General features: G+C 69.2%; 22 protein-coding genes. 13 read left to right on the top strand and 9 right to left on the bottom strand.

What is annotated here, in order from left to right; all coding sequences use genetic code 11:
• Window positions 1-25 precede the first annotated feature (25 nt).
• Window positions 26-1,537, bottom strand: coding sequence for an MFS transporter (locus tag AC0IZJ_RS16885; RefSeq protein WP_471852008.1), 1,512 nt, complete (start codon window positions 1,535-1,537; stop codon window positions 26-28).
• 224 nt (window positions 1,538-1,761) lie between these two features.
• On the opposite strand from AC0IZJ_RS16885, the gene AC0IZJ_RS16890 reads away from it, so the two are divergent.
• A complete protein-coding gene (locus AC0IZJ_RS16890) occupies window positions 1,762-4,032 on the top strand; it encodes a WD40/YVTN/BNR-like repeat-containing protein (RefSeq protein ID WP_471852011.1) in 2,271 nt (756 codons plus the stop codon).
• Between the two features lie 14 nt (window positions 4,033-4,046).
• Here AC0IZJ_RS16890 and AC0IZJ_RS16895 read toward each other — a convergent pair whose 3' ends face one another.
• The 4 genes from AC0IZJ_RS16895 to AC0IZJ_RS16910 all read right to left on the bottom strand — a co-directional run bounded on the left by AC0IZJ_RS16895 (window position 4,047) and on the right by AC0IZJ_RS16910 (window position 7,395).
• Window positions 4,047-5,090, bottom strand: coding sequence for a hypothetical protein (locus AC0IZJ_RS16895; protein WP_471852013.1), 1,044 nt, complete (start codon window positions 5,088-5,090; stop codon window positions 4,047-4,049).
• Window positions 5,090-6,406, bottom strand: a complete 1,317-nt coding sequence (gene pepQ, locus AC0IZJ_RS16900) for a Xaa-Pro dipeptidase (RefSeq protein ID WP_471852014.1) — start codon at window positions 6,404-6,406, stop codon at window positions 5,090-5,092. Before pepQ ends, AC0IZJ_RS16895 begins: the two co-directional genes overlap by 1 nt.
• A 10-nt stretch (window positions 6,407-6,416) precedes the next feature.
• The gene (locus AC0IZJ_RS16905; protein WP_471852017.1) at window positions 6,417-6,650 is read right to left on the bottom strand and encodes a DUF1161 domain-containing protein; all 234 of its coding nucleotides are present in this window, start codon (window positions 6,648-6,650) and stop codon (window positions 6,417-6,419) included.
• Between the two features lie 175 nt (window positions 6,651-6,825).
• On the bottom strand, window positions 6,826-7,395 hold the full coding sequence (locus AC0IZJ_RS16910; RefSeq protein ID WP_471852019.1) for a 5-formyltetrahydrofolate cyclo-ligase: 570 nt from the start codon (window positions 7,393-7,395) through the stop codon (window positions 6,826-6,828).
• Between the two features lie 110 nt (window positions 7,396-7,505).
• Here AC0IZJ_RS16910 and AC0IZJ_RS16915 point away from each other — a divergent pair, with 110 nt between their 5' ends.
• Together AC0IZJ_RS16915 and AC0IZJ_RS16920 are read left to right on the top strand one after the other, a co-directional pair.
• Window positions 7,506-8,633 carry a sterol desaturase family protein gene (locus tag AC0IZJ_RS16915; protein WP_471852022.1) on the top strand — a complete coding sequence of 376 codons (1,128 nt, stop codon included), beginning with the start codon at window positions 7,506-7,508 and terminating at the stop codon, window positions 8,631-8,633.
• 8 nt (window positions 8,634-8,641) lie between these two features.
• Entirely contained in the window at window positions 8,642-9,055 is a 414-nt protein-coding gene (locus AC0IZJ_RS16920; RefSeq protein ID WP_471852025.1) for a TfoX/Sxy family protein, read from the top strand.
• Here AC0IZJ_RS16920 and AC0IZJ_RS16925 read toward each other — a convergent pair.
• Entirely contained in the window at window positions 9,005-9,301 is a 297-nt protein-coding gene (locus AC0IZJ_RS16925) for a DUF2917 domain-containing protein (RefSeq protein ID WP_471852028.1), read from the bottom strand. The two genes, AC0IZJ_RS16920 and AC0IZJ_RS16925, sit on opposite strands and share 51 nt — an antisense overlap.
• Window positions 9,302-9,391: 90 nt before the next feature.
• Between AC0IZJ_RS16925 and AC0IZJ_RS16930 the strand changes: the two genes are divergently transcribed.
• Window positions 9,392-10,348, top strand: a complete 957-nt coding sequence (locus AC0IZJ_RS16930; protein ID WP_471852031.1) for a LysR substrate-binding domain-containing protein — start codon at window positions 9,392-9,394, stop codon at window positions 10,346-10,348.
• Here AC0IZJ_RS16930 and AC0IZJ_RS16935 read toward each other — a convergent pair.
• The 3 genes from AC0IZJ_RS16935 to AC0IZJ_RS16945 all read right to left on the bottom strand — a co-directional run bounded on the left by AC0IZJ_RS16935 (window position 10,330) and on the right by AC0IZJ_RS16945 (window position 13,265).
• Window positions 10,330-12,012, bottom strand: coding sequence for a cation:proton antiporter domain-containing protein (locus AC0IZJ_RS16935; RefSeq protein ID WP_471852034.1), 1,683 nt, complete (start codon window positions 12,010-12,012; stop codon window positions 10,330-10,332). The genes AC0IZJ_RS16930 and AC0IZJ_RS16935 overlap by 19 nt on opposite strands.
• A 17-nt stretch (window positions 12,013-12,029) precedes the next feature.
• Window positions 12,030-12,575 (bottom strand): 5-formyltetrahydrofolate cyclo-ligase, encoded by a 546-nt coding sequence (locus AC0IZJ_RS16940; RefSeq protein WP_471852037.1) that lies wholly within the window; start codon window positions 12,573-12,575, stop codon window positions 12,030-12,032.
• A gap of 96 nt (window positions 12,576-12,671) precedes the next feature.
• Window positions 12,672-13,265 carry a PEP-CTERM sorting domain-containing protein gene (locus AC0IZJ_RS16945; protein ID WP_471852039.1) on the bottom strand — a complete coding sequence of 198 codons (594 nt, stop codon included), beginning with the start codon at window positions 13,263-13,265 and terminating at the stop codon, window positions 12,672-12,674.
• 137 nt (window positions 13,266-13,402) lie between these two features.
• On the opposite strand from AC0IZJ_RS16945, the gene AC0IZJ_RS16950 reads away from it, so the two are divergent.
• The 9 genes from AC0IZJ_RS16950 to AC0IZJ_RS16990 all read left to right on the top strand — a co-directional run bounded on the left by AC0IZJ_RS16950 (window position 13,403) and on the right by AC0IZJ_RS16990 (window position 25,846).
• Window positions 13,403-15,394 (top strand): lytic transglycosylase domain-containing protein, encoded by a 1,992-nt coding sequence (locus tag AC0IZJ_RS16950; RefSeq protein WP_471852041.1) that lies wholly within the window; start codon window positions 13,403-13,405, stop codon window positions 15,392-15,394.
• A 2-nt stretch (window positions 15,395-15,396) separates the two neighbouring features.
• Window positions 15,397-16,338 (top strand): complex I NDUFA9 subunit family protein, encoded by a 942-nt coding sequence (locus AC0IZJ_RS16955; RefSeq protein WP_471852043.1) that lies wholly within the window; start codon window positions 15,397-15,399, stop codon window positions 16,336-16,338.
• 72 nt (window positions 16,339-16,410) lie between these two features.
• A complete protein-coding gene (locus AC0IZJ_RS16960) occupies window positions 16,411-17,091 on the top strand; it encodes a glutathione S-transferase (protein WP_471852045.1) in 681 nt (226 codons plus the stop codon).
• The gene (locus tag AC0IZJ_RS16965; RefSeq protein WP_471852047.1) at window positions 17,091-17,399 is read left to right on the top strand and encodes a DUF1272 domain-containing protein; all 309 of its coding nucleotides are present in this window, start codon (window positions 17,091-17,093) and stop codon (window positions 17,397-17,399) included. Before AC0IZJ_RS16960 ends, AC0IZJ_RS16965 begins: the two co-directional genes overlap by 1 nt.
• A gap of 6 nt (window positions 17,400-17,405) precedes the next feature.
• A complete protein-coding gene (locus AC0IZJ_RS16970) occupies window positions 17,406-18,059 on the top strand; it encodes a glutathione S-transferase family protein (protein WP_471852049.1) in 654 nt (217 codons plus the stop codon).
• A 723-nt stretch (window positions 18,060-18,782) separates the two neighbouring features.
• Window positions 18,783-20,027, top strand: coding sequence for a multifunctional CCA addition/repair protein (locus AC0IZJ_RS16975; RefSeq protein ID WP_471852052.1), 1,245 nt, complete (start codon window positions 18,783-18,785; stop codon window positions 20,025-20,027).
• Between the two features lie 63 nt (window positions 20,028-20,090).
• Window positions 20,091-21,308 carry an efflux RND transporter periplasmic adaptor subunit gene (locus tag AC0IZJ_RS16980; protein ID WP_471852055.1) on the top strand — a complete coding sequence of 406 codons (1,218 nt, stop codon included), beginning with the start codon at window positions 20,091-20,093 and terminating at the stop codon, window positions 21,306-21,308.
• A 6-nt stretch (window positions 21,309-21,314) separates the two neighbouring features.
• Window positions 21,315-24,470, top strand: coding sequence for an efflux RND transporter permease subunit (locus tag AC0IZJ_RS16985; RefSeq protein ID WP_471852058.1), 3,156 nt, complete (start codon window positions 21,315-21,317; stop codon window positions 24,468-24,470).
• On the top strand, window positions 24,467-25,846 hold the full coding sequence (locus AC0IZJ_RS16990; protein ID WP_471852061.1) for an efflux transporter outer membrane subunit: 1,380 nt from the start codon (window positions 24,467-24,469) through the stop codon (window positions 25,844-25,846). The genes AC0IZJ_RS16985 and AC0IZJ_RS16990 overlap by 4 nt, the downstream gene beginning before the upstream one ends.
• Window positions 25,847-25,958: the final 112 nt, after the last annotated feature.

A 25,958-nucleotide genomic window follows, 5' to 3' on the forward strand; every position in this document is an offset into this window, starting at 1 on the left:
CGCCAACGTAAACGTCAACCGCTGACTATGCGCGTGCCGCCGGCGCCGCCCCGTGCGGGGCCAGCTTGTTGTTCCCCCAGCATTCCTCGTACTTCCAACCCGTCAGTTCCTCGGCCACGGCACGGGCCTCTGGCGGCGCGTCGGCGATCAGGCCACCGGCCTTGATGCGGGCGATTTCCTGCAGCAGGACGGCGTGGTTCTTGCGGTCGAGCTTCATCTGGTAGGTGTAGTAGATGCCGCCCAGTGCCAGGCCGATGACGCCAAAGCAAAAGATGCCGACGATGGCGTTGACGGCGCTTTCCGGCTGGGTGGCCTGGCCGGAAAGGAAGCCGAACTGGCCGAGCATCCAGCCCATGGCGAAGACAACGGCCGAACGGGTGATCTTGCCGGCGAAGGTCATGGCGCCGGCATAGATGCCTTCACGCCGCCGGCCGGTCAGCACTTCGTCGACGTCTGCCAGGAAGGTGTAGACCGTCCAGGGGATGTAGTAGACCCCGCCGGTACCCAGGCCGAACACGGCCGTGATGGCGAAGAGTGCGATGGCAGTGGTCTGCTTGGACCAGCCCAGGTAGAACAGCGCGGTATAGGCCAGCACGCTTGCGCAGACGATCAGCAGTGCGATGCGGTAGGGACGTGCAAAACCGAATTTGATGCACAGGCCGATGAATACCATGGTCGATATCAGCTGCATCACTGAGCTGAAGCTATTCAGATAGCCGACAACCGATTTATCCTGCCCCATGCTGAAGACGATCAGATAGGTGAATATCGAAGCAAACAGCCATTCCGCGCCAAAGCCCAGCAGATACATGCCCAGGTGTTTGCGGAAAATCTTGAGGTGAAACGTGGACAGCATGTCCATGCAGAGTTTCTTGAGGGCCTGGCCCAGGCTGCCGGCGCGCTCCTGCACCACCTCGTGCACGGGCCGCTCCCAGGAGGAGAGGTAGAGGGCCGTCATGGCGCCGCACATGATGAGGGCGTAGATGATGCCGGTGAGCAGGAAGGGTGTGGCCGACTCCTTGCTGTAGATCAGGAAGAGCTGGGCCGGGATGAAGGCGGCCAGGAAATTGGCGCCCTTGCCGAACATGGCCTTGGACCCCGTGAGTTTGGAGCGGACGGCAAAATCGTCAGTCATCTCCGTCGCCAGGGTTTCATAAGGCACCATGATCATGGTGTAGACCAGCTCGAACAGTGCATACATGCTCAGGTAGTACCAGAACCCGAAACCCTCGATCCACATCAGCGGATACAGCAGCACGGCGGGGATGCCGACCAAAATGAAAAATCGGCGGCGTCCGAATTTTCGGCCCAGGCGCGTGTTGTAGAAGTTGTCGCTGATATACCCCATCACGGGGTTGCTGATGGCGTCCAGGATACTGGCCACCGAGAAGATCGTGGCGGCCTCGACGACCGTCAGCCCGCAGAAGGTCGTGTAGAAATAGAGCAACCAAGCCGCCGCGATGGCCAGGGCGCCGCTGCCCAGCAGGTTCGCACTGCCGTAGCTCAGCGTGTGCCTCATCGAGATCGTTTTGCTCATGACTCTTGCTGCCTCTTGATTCAAATGGAATTACGTTCCATTTTTTGTGGCCTATTGTTCCAGCACGCAAGTATCACATTTCCGGGTCCTTTAGGACCTGCCGTGAACCCTGGCCGGTTGCCGCCGGCTCACCAGGGAACGTCTGGTTTCCCCGGGTAAACCGTATTTGTTCGACCATCGAACAAAACGACGATATCGACACGAGAACAAGCCGTTTGAGAGACATGAACCCCATCAAGCCCCTGCTGGGCGCCCTGCTGCTGGCCGTCACGTCGGCGCATCTGGCCCAGGCTGAGCCACCCAAGGGCGAGCCCTACCAATGGCGCCCGGTTGCCATCGTCGGCGGCGGATTTGTCGACGGCTTTGCCTTCCAGCCGGCCGTGCCGGGCCTCGTGTACGCCCGCACCGACATGGGCGGCGCCTACCGTCGCGACACCGCCACCGGCGCCTGGCAGCCGCTGCTGGACTGGCTGCCGCTCGCCGAAGTGAATCTGATGGGCGTCGAGAGCCTGGCCGTTGACCCGAACAACCCCGACGCCCTCTATCTGGCCTGCGGCACCTACACCAACCCCGCCGTGCCCAATGGCGCCGTGCTGCGCTCGAGGGATCGCGGCCGCACGTTCCTGCGCACCGACCTGCCCTTCAAGCTCGGGGGCAACGAAGGCGGGCGCGGCAACGGCGAGCGCCTGGCCGTGGACCCCAACGACGGCCGCGTGATCTATCTGGCCAGCCGCCTCGCCGGCCTGTGGCGCAGTGGCGATGCGGCGGCCAGTTTCCAGCGTGTCGACGCCTTCCCCGACGCCGCCTGGCGTCGCAACGAGACCGACGGCCCGCCGCCCAGCTGGGGCGGTAGCGACGGCAAGGCGACCATCAACTTCGTCCTGTTTGACCCCACGAGCGGCACGCGCGGCAAGCCCAGCCGCACCCTCTACGCGGGTGTCTCGGTCGTCGGCCGGCCCAGCCTGTGGATCAGCCGCGATGCCGGCGCGACCTGGGGCCCGGTCCCCGGCGCGCCGACGCAGCACCGCCCCATGCGCGCCGCGCTGGCCAGCGACGGACGCCTGTACGTCGCCTATGCCAGCGAGCCCGGCCCGCACCGCATGCAGGACGGCTCCGTGTGGCGCCTGGACACCCGCAGTGGCCCCTGGGCCGACATCACGCCCGAACGCCCCAGCGCCACTGACCTCTTCGGTTACGCCACGGTGGCCGTCGACCCCAGCCACCCGCAGCGCCTGCTCGCCAGCACGGCCGGCCGCGGCAAGGGCGACCAGCTGTTCCGCAGCACGGACGGCGGCGCCACCTGGACGCCGCTCTTCCCCGCCGCCCGCTTCGACGCCACCGCCGCGCCCTACGTCGCCGACACCCACCTGCACTGGCTCTACGACGTCAGGATCAACCCCGCTAACCCCGACCACGCCCTCTTCACCACCGGCTACGGCGGCTGGGAGACGCTGGACCTGACCCAGGCCGACAAGGGCAAACCGACGACCTGGCGCGTCATGGCCACCGGCATCGAGGAAACCGTGGCGCTGGCCCTGCACAGCCCGACCAAGGGCGTGCCGCTGGTGACGGCCATCGGCGACTACTCCGGCTTCGTCCACACCGACCTCGACAAGCCCGCCCCGGGCAACCCCAAGCCGCCCTTCTTCGGCAACACGCACGACGTGACCGGCGCTGAAGCGGCGCCCGAGGTCATCGTGCGCATCGGCAAGGCGCGCGATGGCGCCAAGAACCTCGGCTACTCGCTGGACGGCGGCAAGACCTGGCGCGAGCCCGCCACCGTGCCCGACCCCAAGGCCGGCGACGGCTTCATCGCCGTGTCCGCCGACGGCAAGGCCTGGGTGTGGACGCCGAAATCCAGGGACTGGGGCGTCCCCTACGTCAGCCACGACCGCGGCGACACCTGGACCGCCGTGCAAGGCTTGCCCGCCGGCACCCGCGTCATTGCCGACCGCGTGAACCCCAGACGCTTCCACGCGATGGCGCTGTTCGACGACAAGCTCTACGCGAGTGATGACGGCGGCCTGACGTTCAAGTCTCAGCCGCTGGCCCTGTCCGACGGGGCCGTTGCCCGCACCGCGACAGGTAGCCACAACCTCACCGGCCGCGGCGACAACCGGGGCGGCCAGGACCGCCTCTACGCCACGCCCGGCCGCGAGGGCGACCTCTGGGTGGCGGCCTTCCACGGCCTCTACCGCGCCGCCAGCGGCCAGGCCTTCAAGCGCCTGCCCGGCGTCTCGCAGATCCACGCCTTCGGCTTCGGCCGCGCAGCGCCTGGCGCGGCCGACCCGGCCGTCTACCTCGTCGGCACCGTGTCCGGCCAGTACGGCGTGTTCCGCTCCGTCAACGGCGCCGCCAGCTGGCAGCGCATCAACGACGACGCCCATCAGTGGGGGTTGATCCTCCAGATCAGCGGCGACCCCAAGCTCTTCGGCCGCGTCTATGTCGGCACGCACGGGCGCGGTGTGCAGTACGGTGATCCCAAACAGCCTTGATCCTGGGTCGAGGCTCAGTACCGCTGCCCATCGACACGGCGCAGCGACGTCTTCACCAGCCGGTCATCCGCGCCGAACAGGCTGACCAGCTCCAGCTGCATCGGCGCGGGCGCCGCCTTGATCTCATGCAGATGGCGCTGCAGCCGCCGGCCTGATTCAAAGCGCGTGTCGTCGCCGGCTGTGCCCAGCCGCTGCGCGAGCTCGGCGGGCGTCAGGCCGGGTAGCAGAGCCAGCGCCGCCTTCGCCCAGTCGTCGGCCAGCGCCTGCACCGCCGCATCCGGCGGCACGGCGGGGTCATCCATGGCCTCGAAGACGACGCGCGTGTCGTCCGGCCAGCCGGGGTCGCCAATCGGCAGCCGGAACATGCGCTCGCGGAGCGAATAGCCCCAGTCGTAGTCCTTCGCGTCGCTGTCGCGCAGGCCGTGCAGCAAGCGCCCGCTGAGCGTCAGCCGCCGCTCGCCGTGCACCAGCGTGACGGCAAAGACGGGTCGGTCCGCAAAGTTGCTCGGGCTCCATTCGCGGTCGTCGCAGTCGTCGATGACCAGGGAGCGCAACCAGCCGAAGCCGGTCGCGCCCCGTGCGACACCGCTGCCAAAGCCCACGCGGCATTGCAGCCGCAGGTCGCCCAGCCGCCGCTCGCCGTCGGCCACGCCGGGCGTGCGAATGTCGGGCCGCCACGTCACGCGGCCATCCGCCAGGCGGCTGCGCAGCTCGGTGCGCTCAGGCAACGCGCGCCAGGCCGGGGCGATGACGAAGCGGTCGTCGGCATCCAGAGCCACCGGCTGCCGGCCGGCGGGCGTCATCAGGCCCAACTCCAGGCTGGGCGCCGACTCCGCCTGCTTGCGCGGGTAGACCTTGAAAGTCAGGGCGGCGGCAGGTGCGAGCGATCGGTACTGTTCGAACAGCGCCTCGGCCTTGAAGAGCTGCCCCAGCGTCTTCGTCTCCCGCACCAAGGTCGACTCGCCCTGGACCTGGACGCGGCCCAGCTGCGCGTCGGGCGGCGGCGCGCTGGCGGGCAGCGCGATCGCGCTGGCCAGCAGTGCCGTCGCAATGCCCATCACGCCACCGCGAACGCGTCCCGCGTCAGGTTCTCCGGCGCCTCGCCCGTCGCGCGGCAGGCCACGTCGTCCTCAATGCGGATGCCGCCGTAACGCGCCAGACGGTCAACGGCATCCCAATCCACGTTGCTGGCATGCCTGGACGCCCGAAGCTCACGAAGCAGCATCGGAATGAAGTACAGGCCCGGCTCGATGGTGACCACCATGCCGGCCTGCAGCGGTCGCGTCAGGCGCAGGTAGCGGTGGCCCTCGGGCTTGTCGGCCAGGCCGCCATCCTGGCTGGACATGAAGCCGCCCACGTCATGCACCTGCAGGCCCAGCAGATGGCCGATGCCATGCGGGAAGAAGGGCTTGGTGACGCCCTCGGCCACCATGGCTTCTTCGCTCATGTTGACGATGCCCGCACCGCCCAGCACGCGTGCTGTGCGGCGATGGGCGCTGAGATGGATGTCGCGGTAGTCCACGCCCTCGCGCACCTCGTCGACGAGGCCGAGCTGCTCGACCTCCATTGCCGCGATCAGCGCCTCGAACTCGTCATGGCCCGGCGCGGCCCAGGTGCGCGTGATGTCGCTGGCATAACCGTTCACCTGAGCGCCGGCATCGATGAGAAAGCTGCGCGACTGGGCCGGCGGGCTCTCGTCCTGGTACTGGTAGTGCAGCACGGCTGCATGCTCGTTGAGGCCGACGATGTTGCCGTAGGGCAGGTCACGGTCGGTGTGGCCGCTGGCGACGAGGTAGGCGCGGTGGATCCCGGCCTCGCTGGCGCCGGCCAGGAAGGCCTGGCGCGCGGCCCGGTGCGCCGGCACCGCGCGGCGTTGGGCGGCGCGCATCTGTTCCAGCTCGTACGGCGTCTTCACGCCGCGCGCCCAGTGCAGCAGGTTCAGCAGCAGCTCGGGGTTGTTCGGCGTGATGCCGGGCAACGCCGCATCCGTCTCGCCGACGATGGCCGTGCGCGGCGTGATGACATCGGCCAGCGCCTTGGCCGCGTCCTCTGGCTCGCGGATGACGATCAGCTCGACGGCATCCACCCACTCGCCGCTCGGCGCGCTGGGCGGCACATGCCAGTAGTCGTCGGGCTGGAAGTAGACGACGCGCGGCTTCATGCCCGGCCGCACGGCCAGCCAGGAGTGCGGATGGTTGGTCAGCGGCAGCCAGTGCTTGAAATGCGGGTTGGGCTGGAAGAGATAGGGCCGGTCGTCGAGAAAGGCGTATTTCTCGATGCCGGAGGCGATCAGCAGCGTGTCGAAGCCGGTGCGTTCAAGCGCCGATTCGGCCTGCTGTTGCAGTGTGGCGAGATGGTCGAGATACAGGCTCATGGCCGTCACCTCACTTGCGCACGTAGGTCAGCTTCTTCGTGCCGCCGTCGCAGCTGCCGACGACCTTGGCGTCGCCGACCTTGTCGTTCCCGACGGCCGTCAGCTCGTAACCCTTGACGCCTCTTTCATCGAGCTTGGTCGCGATCTCGGCCTTGAGTTCGTCGCAGGACTTGGGGGCGGCCTGAACGGATTGCGTCAGCAGCAGGGCGACGGTGGAGAGGATCAGCAGGGCCGGCTTGGACATGGCGGTTTGCTTGTGGCAAGTGAGGTGCCGGGATTGTCCGGCAGGCGCTATCTTCCCTTTTACGCTTCGCGGACATGCGCGTAGCTTGCGAAGGCCCATGCCGGGAGTCCCGCCCGGCAATGCAGAGAGTCGCGACAGCCCTCCGCAAGAGCAACCAAGCCAACGGCAACGCCCCTCACCCCTCCCGATCCCACACCACCCCCTCCTCCGTCAGCATCGCATCCAGCGCCACATCCAACTGACTCGGCTTCAGCAACGGCAAAAAGCCATGCGCATAGCCGATGCCCACCGACGCCGGCCGCGGGTCCATCTCGGCGAGCGTCTTGTCCATGAAGCCGCCGCCATAGCCCAGCCGCAGGCCGGCAGGCCCGAAGCCAAGGCAGGGCACGAGCATCAGCTGCGGCTTGAACTCCTCGGTGCCCTTGGGCTTGGGGATGTGGAAGGCGTCTTCCTCCATCGGGCAGCCGGGGTACCAGACGTGAAAGCGCAGCGTGCCGTGGACCTTGTCCACCACCGGCAGGCCGATGCGTCGGTGCGGGTGGGTCTCGCCCCAGCGGTAGAGGGCGGGCAGAGGGTCGAACTCGCCCTTGATGGGCCAGTAGGCGCCGATGGTGGTCTCGCGCCGGCGCAGCAGCCAGACGCTCAGCACCTCCTGCAACTCGGCCGCCAGGTCCAGCCGGTTGGGCAGGGCCAGGCGTTGTTCGATCAGCTTGTGCCGGATGGCGGCGCGGTCGTTGGCGTCCAAGGGCGTAGCCTCCTCGCTGGCCTGTGAATCCGGCCATTGTGGGCCAAGGCCCTGCGTCGGTAGAGTCGCGCCTCGCCACAGCCGCACCACGGCACGCAGGGAGAACAAGCATGTTGAACCGGATCAATCAACTCAGTGAATCGAGCGGCGCGCTCCAGCCGGGCAAGGGCCTGATCAGCGGCGTCATCGCGCTGTCGCTGGCCATCCTGTGCTTTCTGGGCGTGCTGGCCTTCCACTTCCCCGAGTACCTGACGACACCGCAGCTGCGCCAGTCCTACGACGTCGACGTGGTGCGCCGGCTGCTCTACTGGGCGCTGGTGCTGTCGGGCGGGCTGGCGCTGTTCAACATCGTCTTCAGCCGCTCGCGCTGGCTGGCGCTGTGGACCTTCGTGCTGCTGGGCCTGGCGCTCGCTTTAGGCGGGCACAAGGTGGAGGTGGACCCGAATTTCCCCGACAACACGCCTTACATCGGCCTGGACTGGTTCATCCTCGACCTGCTGGGCTCGACGCTGATCTTCGTCTTCATCGAGAAGCTGTTCGCGCTGCGCCGCGACCAGCCGGTGTTCCGCCCCGAGTGGCAGACGGACTTCCACCACTTCATCGTCAACCACCTGGCCGTGGGCTTCGTGATGCTGGCGACCAACCTGCTGGTGCACCAGTTGTTCGGCTGGGCGGCCAAGGACGGCATCCGCGCCTGGGTGCAGGACCTGCCCTTCCCCATCGCCCTCTTCCTCATCATCCTGGTGGCCGACTTGGTGCAGTACTGGACGCACCGTGCCTATCACGAGGTACCCACGCTCTGGCGGCTGCATGCGGTGCATCACAGCGTGAAAAGCATGGACTGGCTCGCCGGCTCGCGGCAGCACATCCTGGAGCTCGTCATCACGCGCACGCTGGTGCTGGCGCCGATCTTCGTGCTGGGTTTCAGCAAGGAGGTCATCGACGCCTACATCGTCGTCGTCGGCTTTCAGGCGGTGTTCAACCACGCCAACGTCAGCGTGCGGCTGGGGCCGCTGCGCTACGTGATCGTCACGCCCAATTTCCACCACTGGCATCACTCGCAGGACAACGAAGCGCTGGACAAGAACTACGCGGCCCACTTCGCCTTCCTGGACCATCTCTTTGGCACCGCCGTGCAGTCGGAGCGCAAATGGCCGGAGCATTACGGCGTGCTGGGCGACTACGTGCCCGACGGCTTCCTGCGCCAGCTGCACTTCCCCTTCACGTGGAAAGGTTGAAGGCTGACATGGACGGCTTCATCGAACTCTGCGTCGAGCTTCTCCAGCCCCTCGGCCCGGTGCGCGTGCGCCGCATGTTTGGCGGCCACGGCATCTACGTGGACGGCCTGTTCATGGCCCTGGTCATCCAGAACCAGCTCTACCTGAAGACCGATGACGTGACGCGCGAGCGCTTCGTCGCGGCCGGCTGCGAGCCCTTCAGCTACTCGACCAAGAACGGCGAGCGCCAGGTGATCAGCTACTACCAGCCGCCCGAGGAAACGCTGGAGTCGCCGCCGCTGATGCTGCCCTGGGCGCGGCTGGCGTTGGAGGCCGCGCTGCGGGCCGCGAACGCCAAGGCGACGCCCAAGCCAAAGAAACCAACGGTCAAATCAGCCGCCAAACAGCCGGCTGCCAAAAAGACCGCGGCTCGCCGAGGCTGAGCAGGGCGGCACCAGCAACTCGAAATCGGCCGCGGGCCAGGCTTCCAGCACGGCGGTTTGACCCGCTGCCAGCGCCACGGCCTCGCCGGCCTCCAGCCACTTGTCTTCGGCCGGCTCGGCGGCGGTGCCGGACAAGGTCAGCCAGACGCGGCCACGTGCCACTGCCAGGCGGCGCGCCTCGGCGCCACCGGCCAGGGTCATGGCCCGGCCACTGTCCAAATGCCATACAGATTGCGCATCGCTCATGATGAGACTCCTGGGTTGATGTGAGGGATTCTGCGTAGATCACCCAGGGCGGTCCAATGACTCCGCGGCGCGGATTGATACCATCCGCGCATGAATCAGCCCACCCAGCCCTTGCGGCAAAGGCCGCTGTCCATTGGCCCCCTGCGCGCCTTCGAGGCCGTGGCCCGGCTGCTGTCCTTTCGCGCGGCCGCCGAGGAGCTGAGTCTGACGCAGTCGGCCATCAGCCGGCAGATCCAGTCGCTGGAGGAGGAAATCGGCTGCACCCTCTTCCTGCGCGGCACGCGCAAGGTGGAGCTGTCCGGCGAAGGCGCCGTGCTGCTGCCCACGGCCGTGGCCGTGCTCTCCAAGCTCGACCAGACCGTGCGCCAGATCCGCCGCACGCGCGGCCGGCGTGTCGTCAACGTGACGACGTTCGCGTCCTTCGCGTCGCTGTGGCTGATCCCGCGGCTGGAGGCCTTCCAGCGCGAGCATGCAGACATCGACATCCGCGTCTCGGCCTATGACCGCCGCGTGGACCTCGAGGACGGCGAGAGCGACCTGGCCCTGCGCTACGACGACCGCCCGGCCGTGCCGGCGGACGCGGAGCAGCTGTTCGAGGAGACGCTGTCACCGACCGTCAGCTCCTGGTACTTGCAGAAGCCGCCCGCGCCGCTGAAGCGCGTGGCCGATCTCGCCGGCCATGCGCTTGCGGAGGAAGACGACCCGCGCCCCAGCGCCGAATACCTCGGCTGGCGCCGCTGGCTGACAGCCCACGGCGAGCCCGACCTGCAACCGCGCCGCTGGCTGTATCTCAACTTCACCTACCAGCAGGTGCAGGCCGCGCTGACCGGCCAGGGCGTGGCGCTGGCGCGGCTGCCACTGGTGCACGAGCAGTTGCAGCGGGGCGAGCTGGTCGAGCCCTTCGGCAAGAGCGGCCGACTGGGCAGCCCGTTCAGCTACTGGCTCATCGTCGGCCCGAACGCCGCGCGCCGGCCCGAGGTGCAGCAGTTTGTCGACTGGGTGCGCGAGCAGGCAGCGATCACGCGGGATCAGCTGGCCGGGGTTTGAACGGGAACGGCCACCACCCGCGCCAAGGCCTCGGCAAGCGCCTGCTGCGCCCGCAGCACATGGGTGATGCCGGCGTCGCGCAGCCACTGCGCTTCCTCTTCCGTGTGCGCCAGCACGGCGCAGCGCAATTGCGGGTTGAGCTGGCGCGCCAGTGACAGCACCGCCGGCACGCCGCGCACGTCTTCCAGCGTGATGACCAGCCAGGCCGCCTGGGCGATGTGGGCCTGCACCAGCGTCACGGCCTCCGCGGCGTCGCCCAGCACGGCGGCCTGGCCGGCGGCGCGCAGCTTCTCGACGATGTCGCGGTCCCGGTCGATGACGACGAGGGGCTGGCTGCCAAGCAGCTCATGCAAGGCGGTGCCGACGCTGCCGTGGCCGACGAGGACGATCTGCCCCGCCAGCGAGCTTTGCGGCGTGTCGGCCGGCAGCTCGGCCAGCGGGTCGTCGCGCGCCTCCAGCTTGCGCGCCCAGGCCGACCGCGCCAGCACCCAGCGCCGCAGCGGCTCGACGCCCGCAAACAGCACCGGGTTCAGTGCGATGGAGACGATGGCGCCGGCCACGACGAGGCTGGTCGCCTCGGGCGGCACGAGCTTGAGGCTGTGCCCCAGGCCGAGCAGGATGAAGCTGAACTCGCCGATCTGCGCCAGGCTGACGGCCACCGTCAGCGCCGTGCTGAGCGGGTAGCGCAGCAGCAGCACCAGCACGCCGGCCGCCACTGTCTTGCCGATGAGGATGACCGCGACCGTGGCCAGCACGGCGAGCGGCTGGTCGACCAGGATGCGCGGGTCGAACAGCATGCCCACGGCGACGAAGAAGAGCACCGCGAAGGCGTCGCGCAGTGGCAGGCTCTCGTGGGCCGCGCGCTCGCTGAAGGCCGACTCGCGCAGCACCAGGCCGGCGAAGAAGGCGCCCAGCGCCACACTCACGCCGAACAGCGCCGCCGCGCCCACCGCCAGGCCCACGGCCGCCGCCACGGTGGCCAGCGTGAACAGCTCGCGCGAGCCGGTGCGGTTGACCTGCCAGAGCATCCACGGCAGCAGTCGCCGGCCGGCGATCAGCATGACGGCGACGAAGGCGGCCACCGCGAGCAGCGTCGTGACGATGGTGACGGCGAGGTTGCCTTGGGAGCCGCCTTCGTTCTTGGCACCGAGCACCGGAATCAGCACCAGCGCCAGCACCATGGCCAGGTCTTCGACGATGAGCCAGCCCACGGCGATGCGGCCGTTGCCGGTGTGCAGCAGCTCGCGCGACTCCAGCGCGCGCAGCAGCACCACCGTGCTGGCGACGGACAGCGCCAAGCCAAAGATCAGCGACGCCGCCAGGTCCCAGCCCCACCACCAGTGCGCCAGTCCTGCGCCCATCGCCGTGGCCGCCGCCATCTGCACCAGCGCGCCGGGCAGGGCGATGCCCTTGACCGACATCAGGTCGCCCACCGAGAAATGCAGGCCCACGCCGAACATCAGCAGCATGACGCCGACCTCCGACAGCTGCTGCGCGAGGTGCACGTCGCCGACGAAGCCCGGCGTATGCGGCCCGATGAGCACGCCGGCCAGCAGATAGCCCACGAGGGCCGGCAGGCGTGCCCATTGCGCCAACAGGCCCAGCACCAAGGCAAGGCCGAACGCGGCGGCCAGCGTGGAGATGAGGGTCATGTTGTCGTGCATCGTGCGGGGGGCTTTCTCTAGTCGGGGGTGATGAGCTCGCGCTCGGTGAGGATGAGAGTCAGGGCGCGGTCATGCGCTTCGACAGGGAAATGGGTTTCAGCGCCCGACCAGGCCAGGCCGATGGTCGTCACGCCCGGATGCGCCGCCAGCCAGCGATCAAAGTAGCCGCCGCCGTAGCCGAGGCGAAAGCCCTCACGCGTGAAGCCGACGCAGGGCACGAGGACGACATCGGGCACAGCGACGGCGCCGGTGCTGGTCGCGATGCCGCATTCATCCTGCACCGCGGGCTCGCTGCCGTCCCAGCGTCGAAACACCATCTCGGCCGGGTCACGTCGGGCGAATGGGAGGGCGCGTGGGCAGTCGAAGGCGCCGGGGTCGAACTCGCCGGCCAGTGGCCAGTAGACGCCGAGCAGCTCGGGCTCCAACTGCGCGAGCAAGGCCGCCAGCGACTGCCGCACGGCGTGCTCGGCCGCCTGGAAAGCTGGTGTCGCAGCAAAGGCGCGGCGGCCGGCCAGCAGGCTGCGGCGCAGCTCGGCGCGGTCGTGATGGATGGCAGCAGACATGGGCGCGCGTCAGTGGAGTTGCGCTATTGGAACCCATGAAAAACAGCGCCCCGGGCAGCCTGAGCCACCGGGGGCGTGATCGGTTTCGGCGTCGCTTCAGCGGATGTGGCGACGGCGCAGCACGGCCATGCCGGCAGCGCCACACAACAGCAAGGCCCAGCTGGCCGGCTCGGGCACCGGCGTGGCGGTGACCAGCGTGACGACGATGCCGTGGTCGGCGTAGTTGAAGTCGCCGCCGCCGTTGAGGTCCTCGAAAGCGATGTGCAGGCCGGCCGGCAAGCTCGCGTCGCCCGCAAAGCTCGACGTCCACGCGTGGTTCTTGCCGTCGCTGCTTCGCGCCTTGTCGCTGTAGAAGCGCAGGGTGCTGCTGCCATCGTCGGAGTCGATGAAGAAGACCAGGCTGTCGCCCGCCGCCACCTGGCCCAGCACGAAGCTGGCGCCATAGGCACTGGTCTTGTTCGAGAGGCCGGGCAGGCCATCCACCCCGTTGATGCTGACGCCGACGACGTTGGTATTGCCGCCAGCCAGGCCGGTGTAGTAGGCCACCAGCGCGCCACTCGCGGCGGCCACGAAGCTGTTCGACGGCGCCTCGTTGCCACCGTTCGGATAAGGGTCGGGAGCGGCATGGGCAGCCAGGCTCAAAAACAGGCCGGCCGCCAGCAGGGCCAGCAAGTGCAGGGGCTTCTTCATGGACTGTCTCCTTGTCGTTTGCAGCGGAGCCTAGTGAATGGACAGCGCTATCACAACCCCCTCGAACAGGGCGAACGCCCTGATGCGTGGAGCCGATCTGCCCGTGGGTTAAATTCGTTGGCTAGGCGGGCGCGGGCATGAATGAAATCGGTGGGCGAGTGATCAAGGCAGCTTTGGCGCTGCTGGCAGCGGTGGCGTTGGGCGTAGGCGCGGCACCAACCCCGACTGACAACGACCTCGCCGTCCAGGCCCGTGAGGCCTGGGTCAAGCGTGACCGCAAGCGCCTGTCCGGCCTGGTGGACGCGGCCCGCGCGCAAAACCATCCGCTGGCCGGCTGGGTCGAGTATTTCGACCTGAACGCGCGCCTGGCCGAGGTGCGGCAGCCGGAGATGGACGCGTTCTACGCGCGCTTCCCCGGCAGCTATGTGGAAGACCGGCTGCGCAACGACTGGCTGCTGGAGCTGGGCCGCCGCCGCGACTGGGCCAACTTCCGCCGCGACCACGCCAGCTACCAGATGCGCGATGACCGCGAGGTGGCCTGCTACGCGCTGCTGGCCGACCACGTGGCGGGCAGCAAGATCAGCGCTGACACGGCGCGCACCGCCTGGATGGCGCAGAAGGATGGCGACGACGGCTGCAACCTGCTCGCCAGTACCTTTGTCGACGCGGGCCTGTTCAAACCCGACACACTGTGGGCCAGGGCGCGCCAGGCGACCGAGCAGGGCAAACCGCGCGCGGCGAAGCAGGCCGTGGCGCTGCTGGCAGCCAGGCCGCTGGACCAGAAGCTCGCCGAACTGCAGGACAACGCCGGCCGCTACCTGACGCGCAAGGCTCGCACGTCGACCCGCGCCGAGGCTGAGCTGACCGCGCTGGCCCTGGCCCGCGTGGCCGCCGGTGACCCGGATCAGGCTGGCGACGTGCTGCTGGACAAGTGGCGCCAGCTGCCCAAGGACCTGCAGGCCTGGCTGTGGGCGCAGATCGGCCGCCAGTCGGCGCTGCGCCTGCGCGACGACGCGCTGCCCGCCTTCGAGCGCGCTTACAGGCTCGCGCCCGACGTCGAGTTGAGCGACGACACCCTCGCCTGGGCCGCCCGCGCCGCGCTGCGCGCCAAGGCACCGGCCGTGGCCCTGCGTGCCATCGAGCAGATGAGCACGGCCGAGCAGCGCGACCCGGCCTGGGTCTATTGGCGGGCCCGGGCCACGCGCATGCAGGGCGATGCGGCTGCCGCACGCGCCCAGCTCGCCGCGCTGGCCACCACGCCTTTGAACTACTTCGGCCGCCTGGCCGCAGAGGACCTGGCCCTGCCCACGCCGCTGCCGCCCGTGCCCGCGCCGCTGACGGCCGACGAGCGCCGCGCCGCACGCAGCCACGCCGGCCTGACGCGGGCGCTGCGGCTCATCGACCTGGGCCTGCGCAGCGAGGGCGTGCGCGAGTGGAACTTCTCGCTGCGCGGCATGGGCGACCGCGCCCTGCTGGCCGCCGCTCAGGAGGCCTGCGACCGGGAGGTCTGGGACCGCTGCATCAACACCAGCGAGCGCACCAAGGCCGAGATCGACATCGCCCAGCGCTACCCCCTGCCCCACCGCGCGGAGCTGATGCGCGAGGCCCAGACGGCGGCGCTGGACCCGGCCTACGTCTACGGCCTGATCCGCCAGGAATCGCGCTTCGTGCTGGATGCTCGCTCCCACGTCGGCGCGGCCGGGCTGATGCAGGTCATGCCGGCCACGGCCAAGTGGACGGCCAAGAAGGCCGGCCTGGCCTACAGCCCCGACCTGATGCACGACCGCGACTTCAACCTGCGCATCGGCACGCACTACCTGAAGCTGGTGCTGGAGCGCTTCGACGGCGCCCAGGCGCTTGCCGCGGCCGCCTACAACGCCGGCCCCGGGCGGCCTGCGCGCTGGCGCGACGGCCCGGTCATCGATGCGGCCATCTGGGCGGAGAACATCCCCTTCAACGAGACGCGCGACTACGTGCGCAAGGTCCTGCTGGGCGGCGCCGTCTACGCCCAGGTGCTTGGCCTGCCGGCCACGCGGCTGCGCGAGCGTCTCGGCACGAGCGTCGGCCCCGCGGGCGCCCGAGAAGCCGACGTCAGCGATGTGCCGCCGGCCGCCGTGGGAGGCTACTGATCATGAGCCTGTCCGTCCTCATCCTCGGCGGCAGCGGCTTTGTCGGCCGCGCTCTTTGCGAACAGCTGACACGCCGCCTGGGTGCCGGCGTGCGCATCACGGTGCCGACCCGGCGGCTGCCGCATGCGCAGGCCGTGCAGAGCCTGCCCGGTGTCACGGTCGTGCAGGCCGATGTCTTCCGCGACCTGCCGGCGCTGGTCAGGGGCCATGACGCCGTCGTCAACCTCGTCGCCATCCTGCAGGGCAACGCGGCAGCCTTCGAGCATGTGCACGTGGAGCTGCCGCGGCGTATCGCGGCGTCGGGTGCGCGCCGCGTCGTGCATGTCAGCGCCCTGGGTGTGGCCGAGCATGCGCCGTCGCGCTATTTGCGCAGCAAGGCGGCCGGCGAGGCTGTGCTGCAGGTGGCCACGCAGACCGGCGCGCTGAACCTGACGCTGCTGCGGCCTTCGCTGGTGTTCGGCGAGGGCGACAAGAGCGTCAACCTCTTCGTGCGCCTGCAGCGGCTGTTCCCGCTGATGCCTCTCGGCGGCGCTGACGCTCGCCTGCAACCCGTGTGGGTGCAAGACCTGGCACAGGCGCTGGCGGAGGTGCTGCTGCGCCGCGAGGCCATCGGTCAGACCTATGAGATCGCCGGCCCGCGCGAATTGACCTTGAAAGAGCTGGTGCGTCTGGCTGGCCGGATGTCGGGCCATGAACGCACCGTGCTGGCGCTGCCGGGCCCGCTGGCCACGCTTCAGGCGCTGGCCATGGCGTGTCTGCCCGGCGAGCCCCTGCTGTCGCGTGACAACCTGGCCTCGCTGAGCGTGCCGAACGTGCCGAGCGGCAAGCTGCCAGGCCTGGCCGAGCTGGGCATCGTGCCGGCCTCGCTGGAGGCGGTGCTGCCGGGCTATCTGACGCCCGGCCACGGCATTGCGCGGCTGGACGCCTGGCGCGCCCGGCATTAATCCATTGCGGATTGCTCATCGCTCGAGCGGCGGCGCTCTCATAAGCTCGACGCCTTCGACATGAAAGGCCCCATGAAGCTCTACATCGGCAACAAGAACTATTCGTCCTGGTCCATGCGCAGCGGCGTGCTGCTGGCGGCCTTCGGCATTCCATTCGAGGAGGTCAAGCTGCGTTTTGACTTCACGCCGGGCTCCGAGTGGTACCGCGTCATCAGCGCCATCACGCCGACGCAGCGCGTGCCGGTGATCGTTGAGGACGACGGCTTCACGGTCTGGGACACGCTCGCCATCACCGAGTACATCGCCGACCGCCACCCAGAGCACGCCATCTGGCCGCGCGACGCCAAGGCACGCGCCCGGGCGCGCACGCTCTGCGCCGAGATGCACGCCGGCTTCACGCGGCTGCGCAATGCCTGCCCGATGAACATCGAGGCCTTCTTCCCCGACGTGGGACAGAAGCTGTGGGCCGAGGACGAGGCGTTGCGTGCCGACGTGGCGCGGCTGGAAGCGGCTTGGAGCGACGCGCTCAAGATCAGCGGCGGGCCTTTCCTGTTCGGTGAATTCAGCGCGGCCGACGCCTATTTCGCGCCGGTCGCCGTGCGGCTGAGCCGCTTCGGCTTGCCGGTGTCCGAAACCGCGGCCGCGTATCGCGACGCGCTGCTGGCGCACCCAGCCGTGGAGGACTGGGTGGCGGACGCGCTGCGTGAGCAGGACTTCATCGTCGAGGACGAGCCCTACCGGACGGCGCGCTGATGCTGGAACTCCGCCCCTGCTGCGAGCACTGCGCCGTGGCGCTCGCGCCCGAGTCGCTGGAGGCGCGCATCTGCAGCTTCGAATGCACCTTCTGCGCGGCCTGCGCCGAAGGGCTGCTGGGCAACGTCTGCCCCAACTGCGGCGGCGGCTTCATGCCGCGGCCGGTGCGGCCCAGCCGCGACTGGAAGGGCGGCAACTCGCTCGCCAGCTACCCCGCCCGCACCGAACCCAAGCTCCGGCCCGTCGACCTGGACGCCCATGCCCGCCTCGTCCAGGCGCTGCAGGGCCTGCCGCCCGAACAACGCTGATCTCGCATGACCACCCTCCACGGCTTCTCCCAATCCGGCAACACCTACAAGGTCGCGCTGCTGCTGCAGGCGCTGCAGCTGCCCTGGACGGCGCGGCACGTGCCGCTGGCCGACTTCGCCGCCGGGCTGACCCGCTCCGAGCCCTGGCGGCAGACGGAGAACGAGATGGGCGAGGTGCCCATTCTTGAAGTGGATGGGAAGCGGCTGACGCAGTCGGCTGCCATCCTCCTCTATCTGGCCGAGCGCCACGGCCAGTACGGCGGTGCGAATGACGACGAGCGGCAGGACGTGCTGCGCTGGCTGTTCTTCGACAACCACAAGTTCACGAGCTACTTCGCGACCTACCGCTTCATGAAGTCGTTCGCGCCCGTTGCGCCCGATCCGACGCTGATGGCCTGGTTCAAGGGCCGCATCGACAACGCCTTCGGCATCGTCGAGAAGCATCTGGCGGGCCGGCAGTACATCGTCGGCGACGCGCCCACGATCGCGGACATCTCGCTGGCGGGATACCAGTTCTTTCCGGTCGAGGAAAGCGGCATCGACGTGGCCACGGAGTACCCGGCCGTTGCCGCCTGGCGCGACCGGTTGAAGGCTGCGCTGCCCGGGTGGAAGCTGCCGTATGAGTTGCTGCCGGGGGAGCAGGTGGCGCCGCGTTGGTGAGGGTTGTCGGGCGGCGCCTCCGGAGCGGCGAAAAGGTTGCTCTTGCGAGGCGGTCTGCCTCATCGCTGCATTGCCGGGAGTCCGTCCCGGCGGCCGGGTAACTTTCTTCTGCGGGGCCAGAAGAAAGTCACCAAAGAAGAGGCCCTGAACCGCACACCAGCACCACGTGCACGAGCTGCGCCGTGCAACAGCCGGTCGGTTAGCGGGAAGACGCGAACCGCTTCGCTCCCGCTGCTGTCCCTATCACCAGCACCATCCATCGCACCGCCTGCCCGCTTAACGCGCGGCTGCACGCCGTGCTCGCGAGGAATGCCGAAGGCAGCGTCGCTCGGGCGACGCGATGGCTCGTGCTCCTCGTTGGGATGAACGCAGTGAATTCCAACGCCGCCGAGCGCATCGCTGTGGCGTCGCCCCAGCGACGCGGTATTCACTGATGAGCCCGGCGTGCAGCCGGCGTTAGGCGGCATGAAGGGGCGCGCCATGGCGGTCGTCACAAGGACAGCAGCGAGAGCGCAGCGGCTCGCGTCTGCCCGAAACGCCACTGGATGTTTTCGCGCGCCGCTCTCGGCGTCGTCGCGCTCGTGTGCGGTTCAGGGCCTCTTCTTTGGTGACTTTCTTCTGGCCCCGCAGAAGAAAGTTACCCGCCCGCCGGGGCGGACTCCCGGCAATGCAGCGAGCAAACACGCTCATCGCAAAAGCGACCGGCAAAGCAGAATCAACACCATGCCCACCTTCCAAACCTACCTCGTCGGCGGCGCCGTCCGCGACCGTTTGCTCGGCCTGCCCGTGCAGGACCGCGACTGGGCCATCGTTGGCGCATCCCCGCAGGACCTGTTGAACGCCGGCTACCTGCCCGTCGGCAAAGACTTCCCCGTCTTCCTGCATCCACAAACGCGCGAAGAAGTGGCCCTCGCCCGCACCGAACGCAAGACCGCCGCCGGTTATCACGGCTTTGCCTTTCACGCGGCGCCGGACGTGACACTTGAGCAAGACCTGGCCCGGCGTGATCTCACCATCAACGCGATGGCCGAGGACGAGCACGGAAACATCGTCGACCCCTACGACGGCCAAGGCGACGTGCACAAGAAAGTGCTGCGCCATGTGTCGCCGGCCTTCGCCGAAGACCCCGTCCGCATCCTGCGCCTGGCGCGCTTCGCCGCCCGCTTTGCCGACTTCACCGTCGCGCCCGAGACCGTCGAGCTGATGCGCGCCATGGTGACTGCCGGCGAGGTGGACGCGCTGGTGGCCGAGCGCGTCTGGCAGGAGCTGTCGCGCGGGTTGATGGAGAACAAGCCGTCGCGCATGCTCGAGGTGCTGCGCGAATGCGGCGCCCTGCAGAAGCTGCTGCCCGAGGTGGACGCCCTCTTCGGCGTGCCCCAGCCCGAGGCCCATCACCCGGAGATCGACACCGGCATCCACCTGCTGATGGTGCTGGACCAGTGCGCGTTGCTGAACGCGCCGCTGACCGTGCGCTACGCCTGCCTCTGCCATGACCTCGGCAAGGGCACGACGCGCAAGGAAGAGCTGCCGCGCCACATCGCCCACGAGGTGCGCAGCGAAAAGTTGGCGCGCACGGTCAGCGAGCGCTGGAAAGTACCGACCGACTGCCGCGAACTGGCCGAGCTGGTCGCCCGCGAGCACACCCATGTGCACCAGAGCAGCGGTTTCAGCGCCGAAGCCCGGCTACGGCTGCTGGAGCGCTGCGACGCCTGGCGCCGGCCCGGGCGCTTTGCCGAGCTGCTGTGGGCCTGCGAATGCGATGCGCGCGGCCGTCTGGGACTGGAGAAGCGCGACTACCCGCAACGCGAACGCCTGGCCGCCGACCTGGCGGCGACGCAGCAGGTCGACCTGGCCGCCGTCAGCGCCGCAGCGCTGGCGCGCGGCGCCCAGGGGGCAGACGTCGGCAAGGCCGTGCGGGCGGCGCGCCTCGGGGCTTTGCGTTCGTTCACCGGCGAAAGTCCCGCCTAGTCGCTACAGTCAGCGGCTTTGCCGGCAGACAGCTGGCAGCAAGACAAAAACTTGGGGTCGGGCATGAGGATTGCGGGATACGAGCGTGTGGCGGCACTGGCGCTGTCACTGGGCGCTTTGGGCGCGGGTCTCACGGGTTGTGGCAAAGGCAGCACCACAGCCGCGCCGCCCGCCCCGCCACCGCCCGAAGTGGGCGTCATCACGGCCACGCCAGCCCGCGCCGACCTCACGACCGAACTGCCCGGTCGGCTGGAGGCCTTTCGCGTCGCCCAGGTGCGCGCCCGCGCCGCCGGCATCCTGCAGAAGCGTCTCTTCACCGAGGGCTCGGACGTGAAGGCCGGCCAGCCGCTGTTCGAGATCGACGCGGCGCCCTACCGCGCCACGCTGTCGAGCGCCCAGGCGGTGCTGGCGCGCGCCGAAGCCAATTTGATGCAGGCCCAGGCGCTGGCGGACCGCTATGCGCCGCTGGCCAAGAGCCAGGCCGTCAGCCAGCAGGAAGCGCTGAACGCCCAGGCCTCGGCCCAGCAGGCCAAGGCCGATGTGGCCGCCGGCAAGGCCGCCGTGCAGACGGCGCAGATCAACTTCGGCTATGCCACCGTCACGTCGCCCATTGCCGGCCGCATCGGCCGTGCGCTGGTCACTGAAGGTGCGCTGGTGGGCCAGGGCGAGGCGACGCCGCTGGCCGTGGTGCAGCAGATCGACAAGCTGTTCGTCAACTTCACGCAGCCGGCCGCCGAGGTGATGCGGCTGCGCGCGGCGCTGGCCAACGGCCAGCTGCAACGCGCGGCGGGCAAGGAGGCGGCCCAGGTGCAGGTGGTGCTGGAAGACGGCAGCGTCTACCCGCAGCCGGGCAAGCTGCTGTTCTCTGACCTCAGCGTGGACGCCGGCACCGGCCAGATCACGCTGCGCGCCGAGCTGCCCAATGCGCAGGGCACGCTGCTGCCGGGCCTGTACGTGCGCGTGCGCCTGGCCCAGGCCGAGGTGGCGGACGGCATCTGGCTGCCGCAGCAGGCGGTGAGCCGCACGGCCCAGGGCGACACGGTGCTGGTCGTCGGCGATGACGGCAGCGTGGCGGCACGCCCGGTCAAGCTGGGCCCGCCGCGCACCGGCCAGGCGCTGGTGCTGGCTGGCCTGAAGACGGGCGAGAAGGTCATCGTCGACGGCCTGCAGAAGGCCCGTGCCGGCGGCAAGGCGCGCCCGGTGGCGTGGACGCCACCGGGCGCCGCTTCGTCGGCGCCGGCACCTGCCGCGTCAGCCGCATCGACGCCATCCAAGGCCTGACCCCACATGGCGCAGTTCTTCATCAACCGACCCATCTTCGCGTGGGTCATCGCCCTCTTCATCCTCGTCATCGGCGGCACCGCGGTCACGCAGCTGCCGGTCGCGCAGTACCCGCCCGTCGCGCCGCCCGCCATCTCGCTGTCGGTCACCTACCCCGGCGCCTCCGCGCAGACGCTGGAAGACGCCGTCATCAGCATCATCGAGCGCGAGATGAACGGTGCGCCCGGGCTGATCTACATGGAGGCCGTCAGTCAGGCCGACGGCACCGGCTCGCTGACGCTGAATTTCGACCCCGCCACCAACCCCGACCTTGCGCAGGTGGACGTGCAAAACCGCCTGGCCCGTGCCACGCCGCGCCTGCCCGCCAGCGTCATCCAGCAGGGCGTGCGGGTCGACAAGGCCAACCCCAACTTCCTGCTCTTCACCATCCTGTCGAGCGACAACCCGGCCTTCGACCCCGTGGCGCTGGGTGATTACGCCTCGCGCACCGTGCTGCCCGAAATCCAGCGCGTGCCCGGCGTCGGCCAAGCCAGCCTGTTCGGCACCGAGCGCGGCATGCGCATCTGGCTGGACCCCGCCAAGTTGCTCGGTTATCGCCTGTCGCCGTCGGACGTCAACGATGCGATCCGCGCACAGAACGCGCAGGTCGACTCCGGCACCATCGGCGACCAACCCAGCGTGCCCGGCCAGACGCTGTTCGCCACCGTCGTCGTGCGTGGCCAGCTGACCAGCGCCGAGCAGTTCGGCAACATCGTGCTGCGCTCCACGCCGGACGGCGCCACCGTGCGGCTGAAGGACGTCGCGCGCGTCGAGCTGGGCGCGCAGAGCTACGGCGGCCGCTCCACGCGGTTGAACGGCCAACCCTCGGTCGGCATCGGCGTGCAGCTGGCGCCGTCAGCCAACGCCCTGCAGACGGCCGACCTGGTCAAGAAGCGGCTCAAGGAGCTGCAGCCCTACTTCCCGGCCGGCGTGAAGGCCACCATCCCCTTCGACAGCTCGCTGTTCATCGACATCTCCATCTCGCAGGTTGTCGAAACGCTGATCGAGGCCGTGGTGCTGGTGTTCCTGGTGATGTTCCTGTTCCTGCAGAACATCCGCTACACCATCATCCCGACGCTGGTGGTGCCCATCGCGCTGCTGGGCAGCTTTGCCACGCTGCTGGCGCTGGGCTTCTCCATCAACGTGCTGACGATGTTCGGCATGGTGCTGGTGATCGGCATCGTCGTGGACGACGCCATCGTCGTGGTCGAGAACGTCGAGCGCATCATGAGCCAGGAGGGGCTCTCGCCGCTCAAGGCCACGCGCAAGGCGATGAGCCAGATCTCCGGCGCCATCATCGGTGTGACCGTCGTGCTGCTGTCGGTGTTCGTGCCGCTGGCCTTCTTCAGCGGCGCCATCGGCAACATCTATCGCCAGTTCGCGGCCGTGATGGTCAGCTCCATCGCGTTCTCGGCCTTCATGGCACTGTCGCTGACGCCGGCGCTGTGCGCCACGCTGCTCAAGCCCGTTGAGGCGGGCCATCACCTGGAGAAGAAGGGCTTCTTCGGCTGGTTCAACCGCCGCTTCTCGCGCTTGAACAAGGGCTATGAGAACAGCGTCACGCGCATGCTCAAGCGCGCGCCGCGCTGGCTCATCCTGTACGCCGCCGTCATCGCCGTGGCGGTGTTGATGTTCCAGCGCCTGCCCACGTCCTTCGTGCCGAATGAAGACCAGGGCAGCATCCTCGTCAACGTGCAGCTGCCGCCCGGCGCCACGCAGGAGCGCACGCTGGCCGTCATGAAGCAGACCGAGGACTACATGCTGGCTCAGCCCGAAGTGGAGAACATGGTCAGCGTGGTCGGCTTCAGCTTCGCGGGCGCAGGCCAGAACGCGGGCCTGGCGTTCATCACGCTCAAGCCCTGGGATGAGCGGCACGGCCCCGAGCACTCGGCGCAGGGCCTGGTGGCACGCGCTTTCCCGGCGCTGGGCAAGATCCGCGACGCGATCATCTTCCCGACCAGCCCGCCGCCCATCCGCGACCTCGGTCGTGCCAATGGCTTCGCGTTCCGCCTGCAGGACCGCGGCGCCCACACGCGCGCCGAACTGCTTGCCGCACGCGGCCAACTGCTGGCCGCCGCCGCCAAGAGCCCGCTGCTGGCCGCCGTGCGGCCGGACGGTCTGGAAGACGCCGCCCAGCTGGAGCTGAGCATCGACCGCGAACGCGCGCTGGCCCTGGGCGTGCCCATCGGCGCCATCAACGCGGTGCTCGGCACCTCGCTGGGCTCGAGCTATGTGAACGACTTCCCCAACGCCGGCCGGCTGCAGCGTGTCGTCGTGCAGGCCGAGGCGCGGGCGCGCATGCAGCCCGAGGACCTGCTCAAGCTCAACGTCATGAACACGGCCGGCCAGCCTGTGCCGCTGGCGGCGTTTGCCAGCAGCAAGTGGATCAGCGGCGCGATGCAGACCGTGCGCTACAACGGCTACCCGACGATGCGCATCGCCGGCGAAGCCGCCAAGGGCGTGTCCAGCGGCGCGGCGATTGCCGAGATGGAACGCCTCGCCGCCGAACTGCCTGCGGGCTTCGGGTATGAGTGGACGGGCCTGACGCGCGAGGAAAAGCTGTCCGGCTCCACCGCGATGATCCTGTTCGCGTTCTCGCTGCTGGCGGTGTTCCTGTGCCTGGCGGCGCTGTATGAGAGCTGGTCCATCCCGGCCGCAGTGCTGCTGGTCGTGCCGCTGGGGGTGCTGGGCGTGGTGCTGGCCGCCACCTTCCGCGGGCTGGAGAACGACGTCTACTTCAAGGTCGGCATGATCACGATCATTGGCCTGGCAGCCAAGAACGCGGTGCTGATCATCGAGTTCGCCAAGGACCTGCAGTCCCATGGCAAGAGCGCCGTGGACGCCGTGATCGAGGCGGCCCACCTGCGCTTCCGGCCCATCCTGATGACGTCGCTGGCCTTCATCCTGGGCGTGATGCCGCTGGTGCTCGCCAGTGGCGCCGGCTCGGCCAGCCAGCGTGCCATCGGCACCGGCGTGATGGGCGGCATGATCAGCGCGACCGCGTTTGCCGTGTTCTTCGTGCCGGTGTTCTTCGTGCTGGTGCGCAGGTTTTTCCCGGCCAGCGAACGACAGCGCCGCAGAGACGCCCACGAAAGGGAAGAAGAGCTGGGAGACCAGGTATGAAGGCGCGCCTTTCACTGATCGCCGCGGCCGCGCTGCTGGCCGCCTGCGCCGGCCCGGAGCCCAAGCGCCCGACCGCGCCCGAGGCCGCCCTGGCCGCGCTGCCCGCCACGGCCTTCCCCTACGCCAGCGGCGCCGGCACCGCGCCCGCCGAACTGCCGTGGGCGCAGGCCTTCCAGGGCGCGCGGCTGCAGCAGCTGATCCCGCTGGCCCTGGCCAACAACCGCGACCTGCGCGTGGCCGCCGCCAGCATCGAAAGCGCCCGCGCCACGGCGGCCGCGCGCGATGCCGACTTCTGGCCCACCGTCAACGCCGGCCTGAGCGGCTCGCGCGTGCCGAATGCGAGCGGCGGGATCACGAGCAACTACCAGGCGGGCCTGCAGGTCAGCGCCTACGAGGTGGACCTGTTCGGCCGCCTGCGCAACCTGGGCACGGCGGCGCAGGCCCAGCTGCTGGCCGCCGAGGCCAACCAGCAGGCGGTGCGCAATGCGCTGATCGCGGCCATCGCCACGACCGAGATCGCGCTGCAGGCCGACGAGGCGCTGCTGCGCATCACGCGCGACACGCTGGCCAGCCGCGAGCAGTCGCTGTCGCTGATCCGCCAGCGCTTCGAGGGCGGCATCACCGGCGAGCTGGATCTGCGCGCGGGTGAATCCGCCTTGCAGGCAGCCCGCGTGGCGCTGGCGCAGACGCAGCGCCAACGGGCACTCGACGAGAACGCCCTCGTGCTGCTGCTCGGCTCTGCCCTGCCCGCCGGCCTGCCTGCGCCGACCGGCCTGCTGACCGACTTCGAGCCCCTGGCCGAACTGCCTGCCGGTGTGCCCAGCGAGGTGCTGACGCGCCGGCCCGACATCCGTCAGGCCGAAGCCCAGCTCGCCGCCGCCGACGCCAACATCGGTGCGGCGCGCGCCGCCTTCTTCCCGCGCATCACGCTGACCGGCAGCCTCGGCACGGCCAGCAACCAGCTCGATGGCCTGTTCAAGAACACGGCCTGGAGCTTTGCGCCCTCGCTCATCCAGCCCCTGTTCGACGCCGGCCGCAACCGCGCCAACCTGGCCGGCGCCCGCGCCGCGCGGGACGTGGCCACGGCGCAGTACGAGAAGGCGGTGCAGAGCGCGTTCCGCGATGTCGCAGACGCCCTGGCAGGCCGGGCGACGCTGGCCGAGCAGCGCAGTGCGCAGGCCGCGCTGGTGGACGCCGAGGCGCGCCGCCTGGCGCTGGCCGAAGAGCGCTACCGCGCCGGCATCTCCAGCTCGCTGGACGTGCTGGATGCGCAGCGCTCCCTCTTCACGGCGCGGCAGGGGCTGGTGCAGGTACAGAGCCAGCGGGCGCAGAACCTGGTAACCGTCTATCGCGTGCTGGGCGGCGGCGGAACCTGAGCATGCGCAGCCTCGCGCTCGCCTGCTGCCTTCACTGCCGCTGCCAGGCTCGCAGGCCCAGGCCATGCTGCGCGAGCGCCTCCCAATGGCTACAGCAAGCAGCGCGGTGTGA

The sequence above is a fragment of the Roseateles sp. AC306 genome (genome assembly GCF_979253795.1).

Bases quoted from the DNA above. Each gene is read 5' to 3' on its own strand.
- AC0IZJ_RS16885 (WP_471852008.1), bottom strand. From the start codon at position 1,537: ATGAGCAAAACGATCTCGATGAGGCACACGCTGAGCTACGGCAGTGCG.
- AC0IZJ_RS16905 (WP_471852017.1), bottom strand. From the start codon at position 6,650: ATGTCCAAGCCGGCCCTGCTGATCCTCTCCACCGTCGCCCTGCTGCTG.
- AC0IZJ_RS16965 (WP_471852047.1), top strand. From the start codon at position 17,091: ATGCTGGAACTCCGCCCCTGCTGCGAGCACTGCGCCGTGGCGCTCGCG.
- AC0IZJ_RS16990 (WP_471852061.1), top strand. From the start codon at position 24,467: ATGAAGGCGCGCCTTTCACTGATCGCCGCGGCCGCGCTGCTGGCCGCC.
- AC0IZJ_RS16970 (WP_471852049.1), top strand. From the start codon at position 17,406: ATGACCACCCTCCACGGCTTCTCCCAATCCGGCAACACCTACAAGGTC.
- AC0IZJ_RS16950 (WP_471852041.1), top strand. From the start codon at position 13,403: ATGAATGAAATCGGTGGGCGAGTGATCAAGGCAGCTTTGGCGCTGCTG.
- AC0IZJ_RS16975 (WP_471852052.1), top strand. From the start codon at position 18,783: ATGCCCACCTTCCAAACCTACCTCGTCGGCGGCGCCGTCCGCGACCGT.
- AC0IZJ_RS16980 (WP_471852055.1), top strand. From the start codon at position 20,091: ATGAGGATTGCGGGATACGAGCGTGTGGCGGCACTGGCGCTGTCACTG.
- pepQ (WP_471852014.1), bottom strand. From the start codon at position 6,406: ATGAGCCTGTATCTCGACCATCTCGCCACACTGCAACAGCAGGCCGAA.
- AC0IZJ_RS16935 (WP_471852034.1), bottom strand. From the start codon at position 12,012: ATGCACGACAACATGACCCTCATCTCCACGCTGGCCGCCGCGTTCGGC.
- AC0IZJ_RS16985 (WP_471852058.1), top strand. From the start codon at position 21,315: ATGGCGCAGTTCTTCATCAACCGACCCATCTTCGCGTGGGTCATCGCC.
- AC0IZJ_RS16955 (WP_471852043.1), top strand. From the start codon at position 15,397: ATGAGCCTGTCCGTCCTCATCCTCGGCGGCAGCGGCTTTGTCGGCCGC.
- AC0IZJ_RS16945 (WP_471852039.1), bottom strand. From the start codon at position 13,265: ATGAAGAAGCCCCTGCACTTGCTGGCCCTGCTGGCGGCCGGCCTGTTT.
- AC0IZJ_RS16960 (WP_471852045.1), top strand. From the start codon at position 16,411: ATGAAGCTCTACATCGGCAACAAGAACTATTCGTCCTGGTCCATGCGC.
- AC0IZJ_RS16940 (WP_471852037.1), bottom strand. From the start codon at position 12,575: ATGTCTGCTGCCATCCATCACGACCGCGCCGAGCTGCGCCGCAGCCTG.
- AC0IZJ_RS16925 (WP_471852028.1), bottom strand. From the start codon at position 9,301: ATGAGCGATGCGCAATCTGTATGGCATTTGGACAGTGGCCGGGCCATG.
- AC0IZJ_RS16920 (WP_471852025.1), top strand. From the start codon at position 8,642: ATGGACGGCTTCATCGAACTCTGCGTCGAGCTTCTCCAGCCCCTCGGC.
- AC0IZJ_RS16930 (WP_471852031.1), top strand. From the start codon at position 9,392: ATGAATCAGCCCACCCAGCCCTTGCGGCAAAGGCCGCTGTCCATTGGC.
- AC0IZJ_RS16915 (WP_471852022.1), top strand. From the start codon at position 7,506: ATGTTGAACCGGATCAATCAACTCAGTGAATCGAGCGGCGCGCTCCAG.
- AC0IZJ_RS16890 (WP_471852011.1), top strand. From the start codon at position 1,762: ATGAACCCCATCAAGCCCCTGCTGGGCGCCCTGCTGCTGGCCGTCACG.
- AC0IZJ_RS16895 (WP_471852013.1), bottom strand. From the start codon at position 5,090: ATGGGCATTGCGACGGCACTGCTGGCCAGCGCGATCGCGCTGCCCGCC.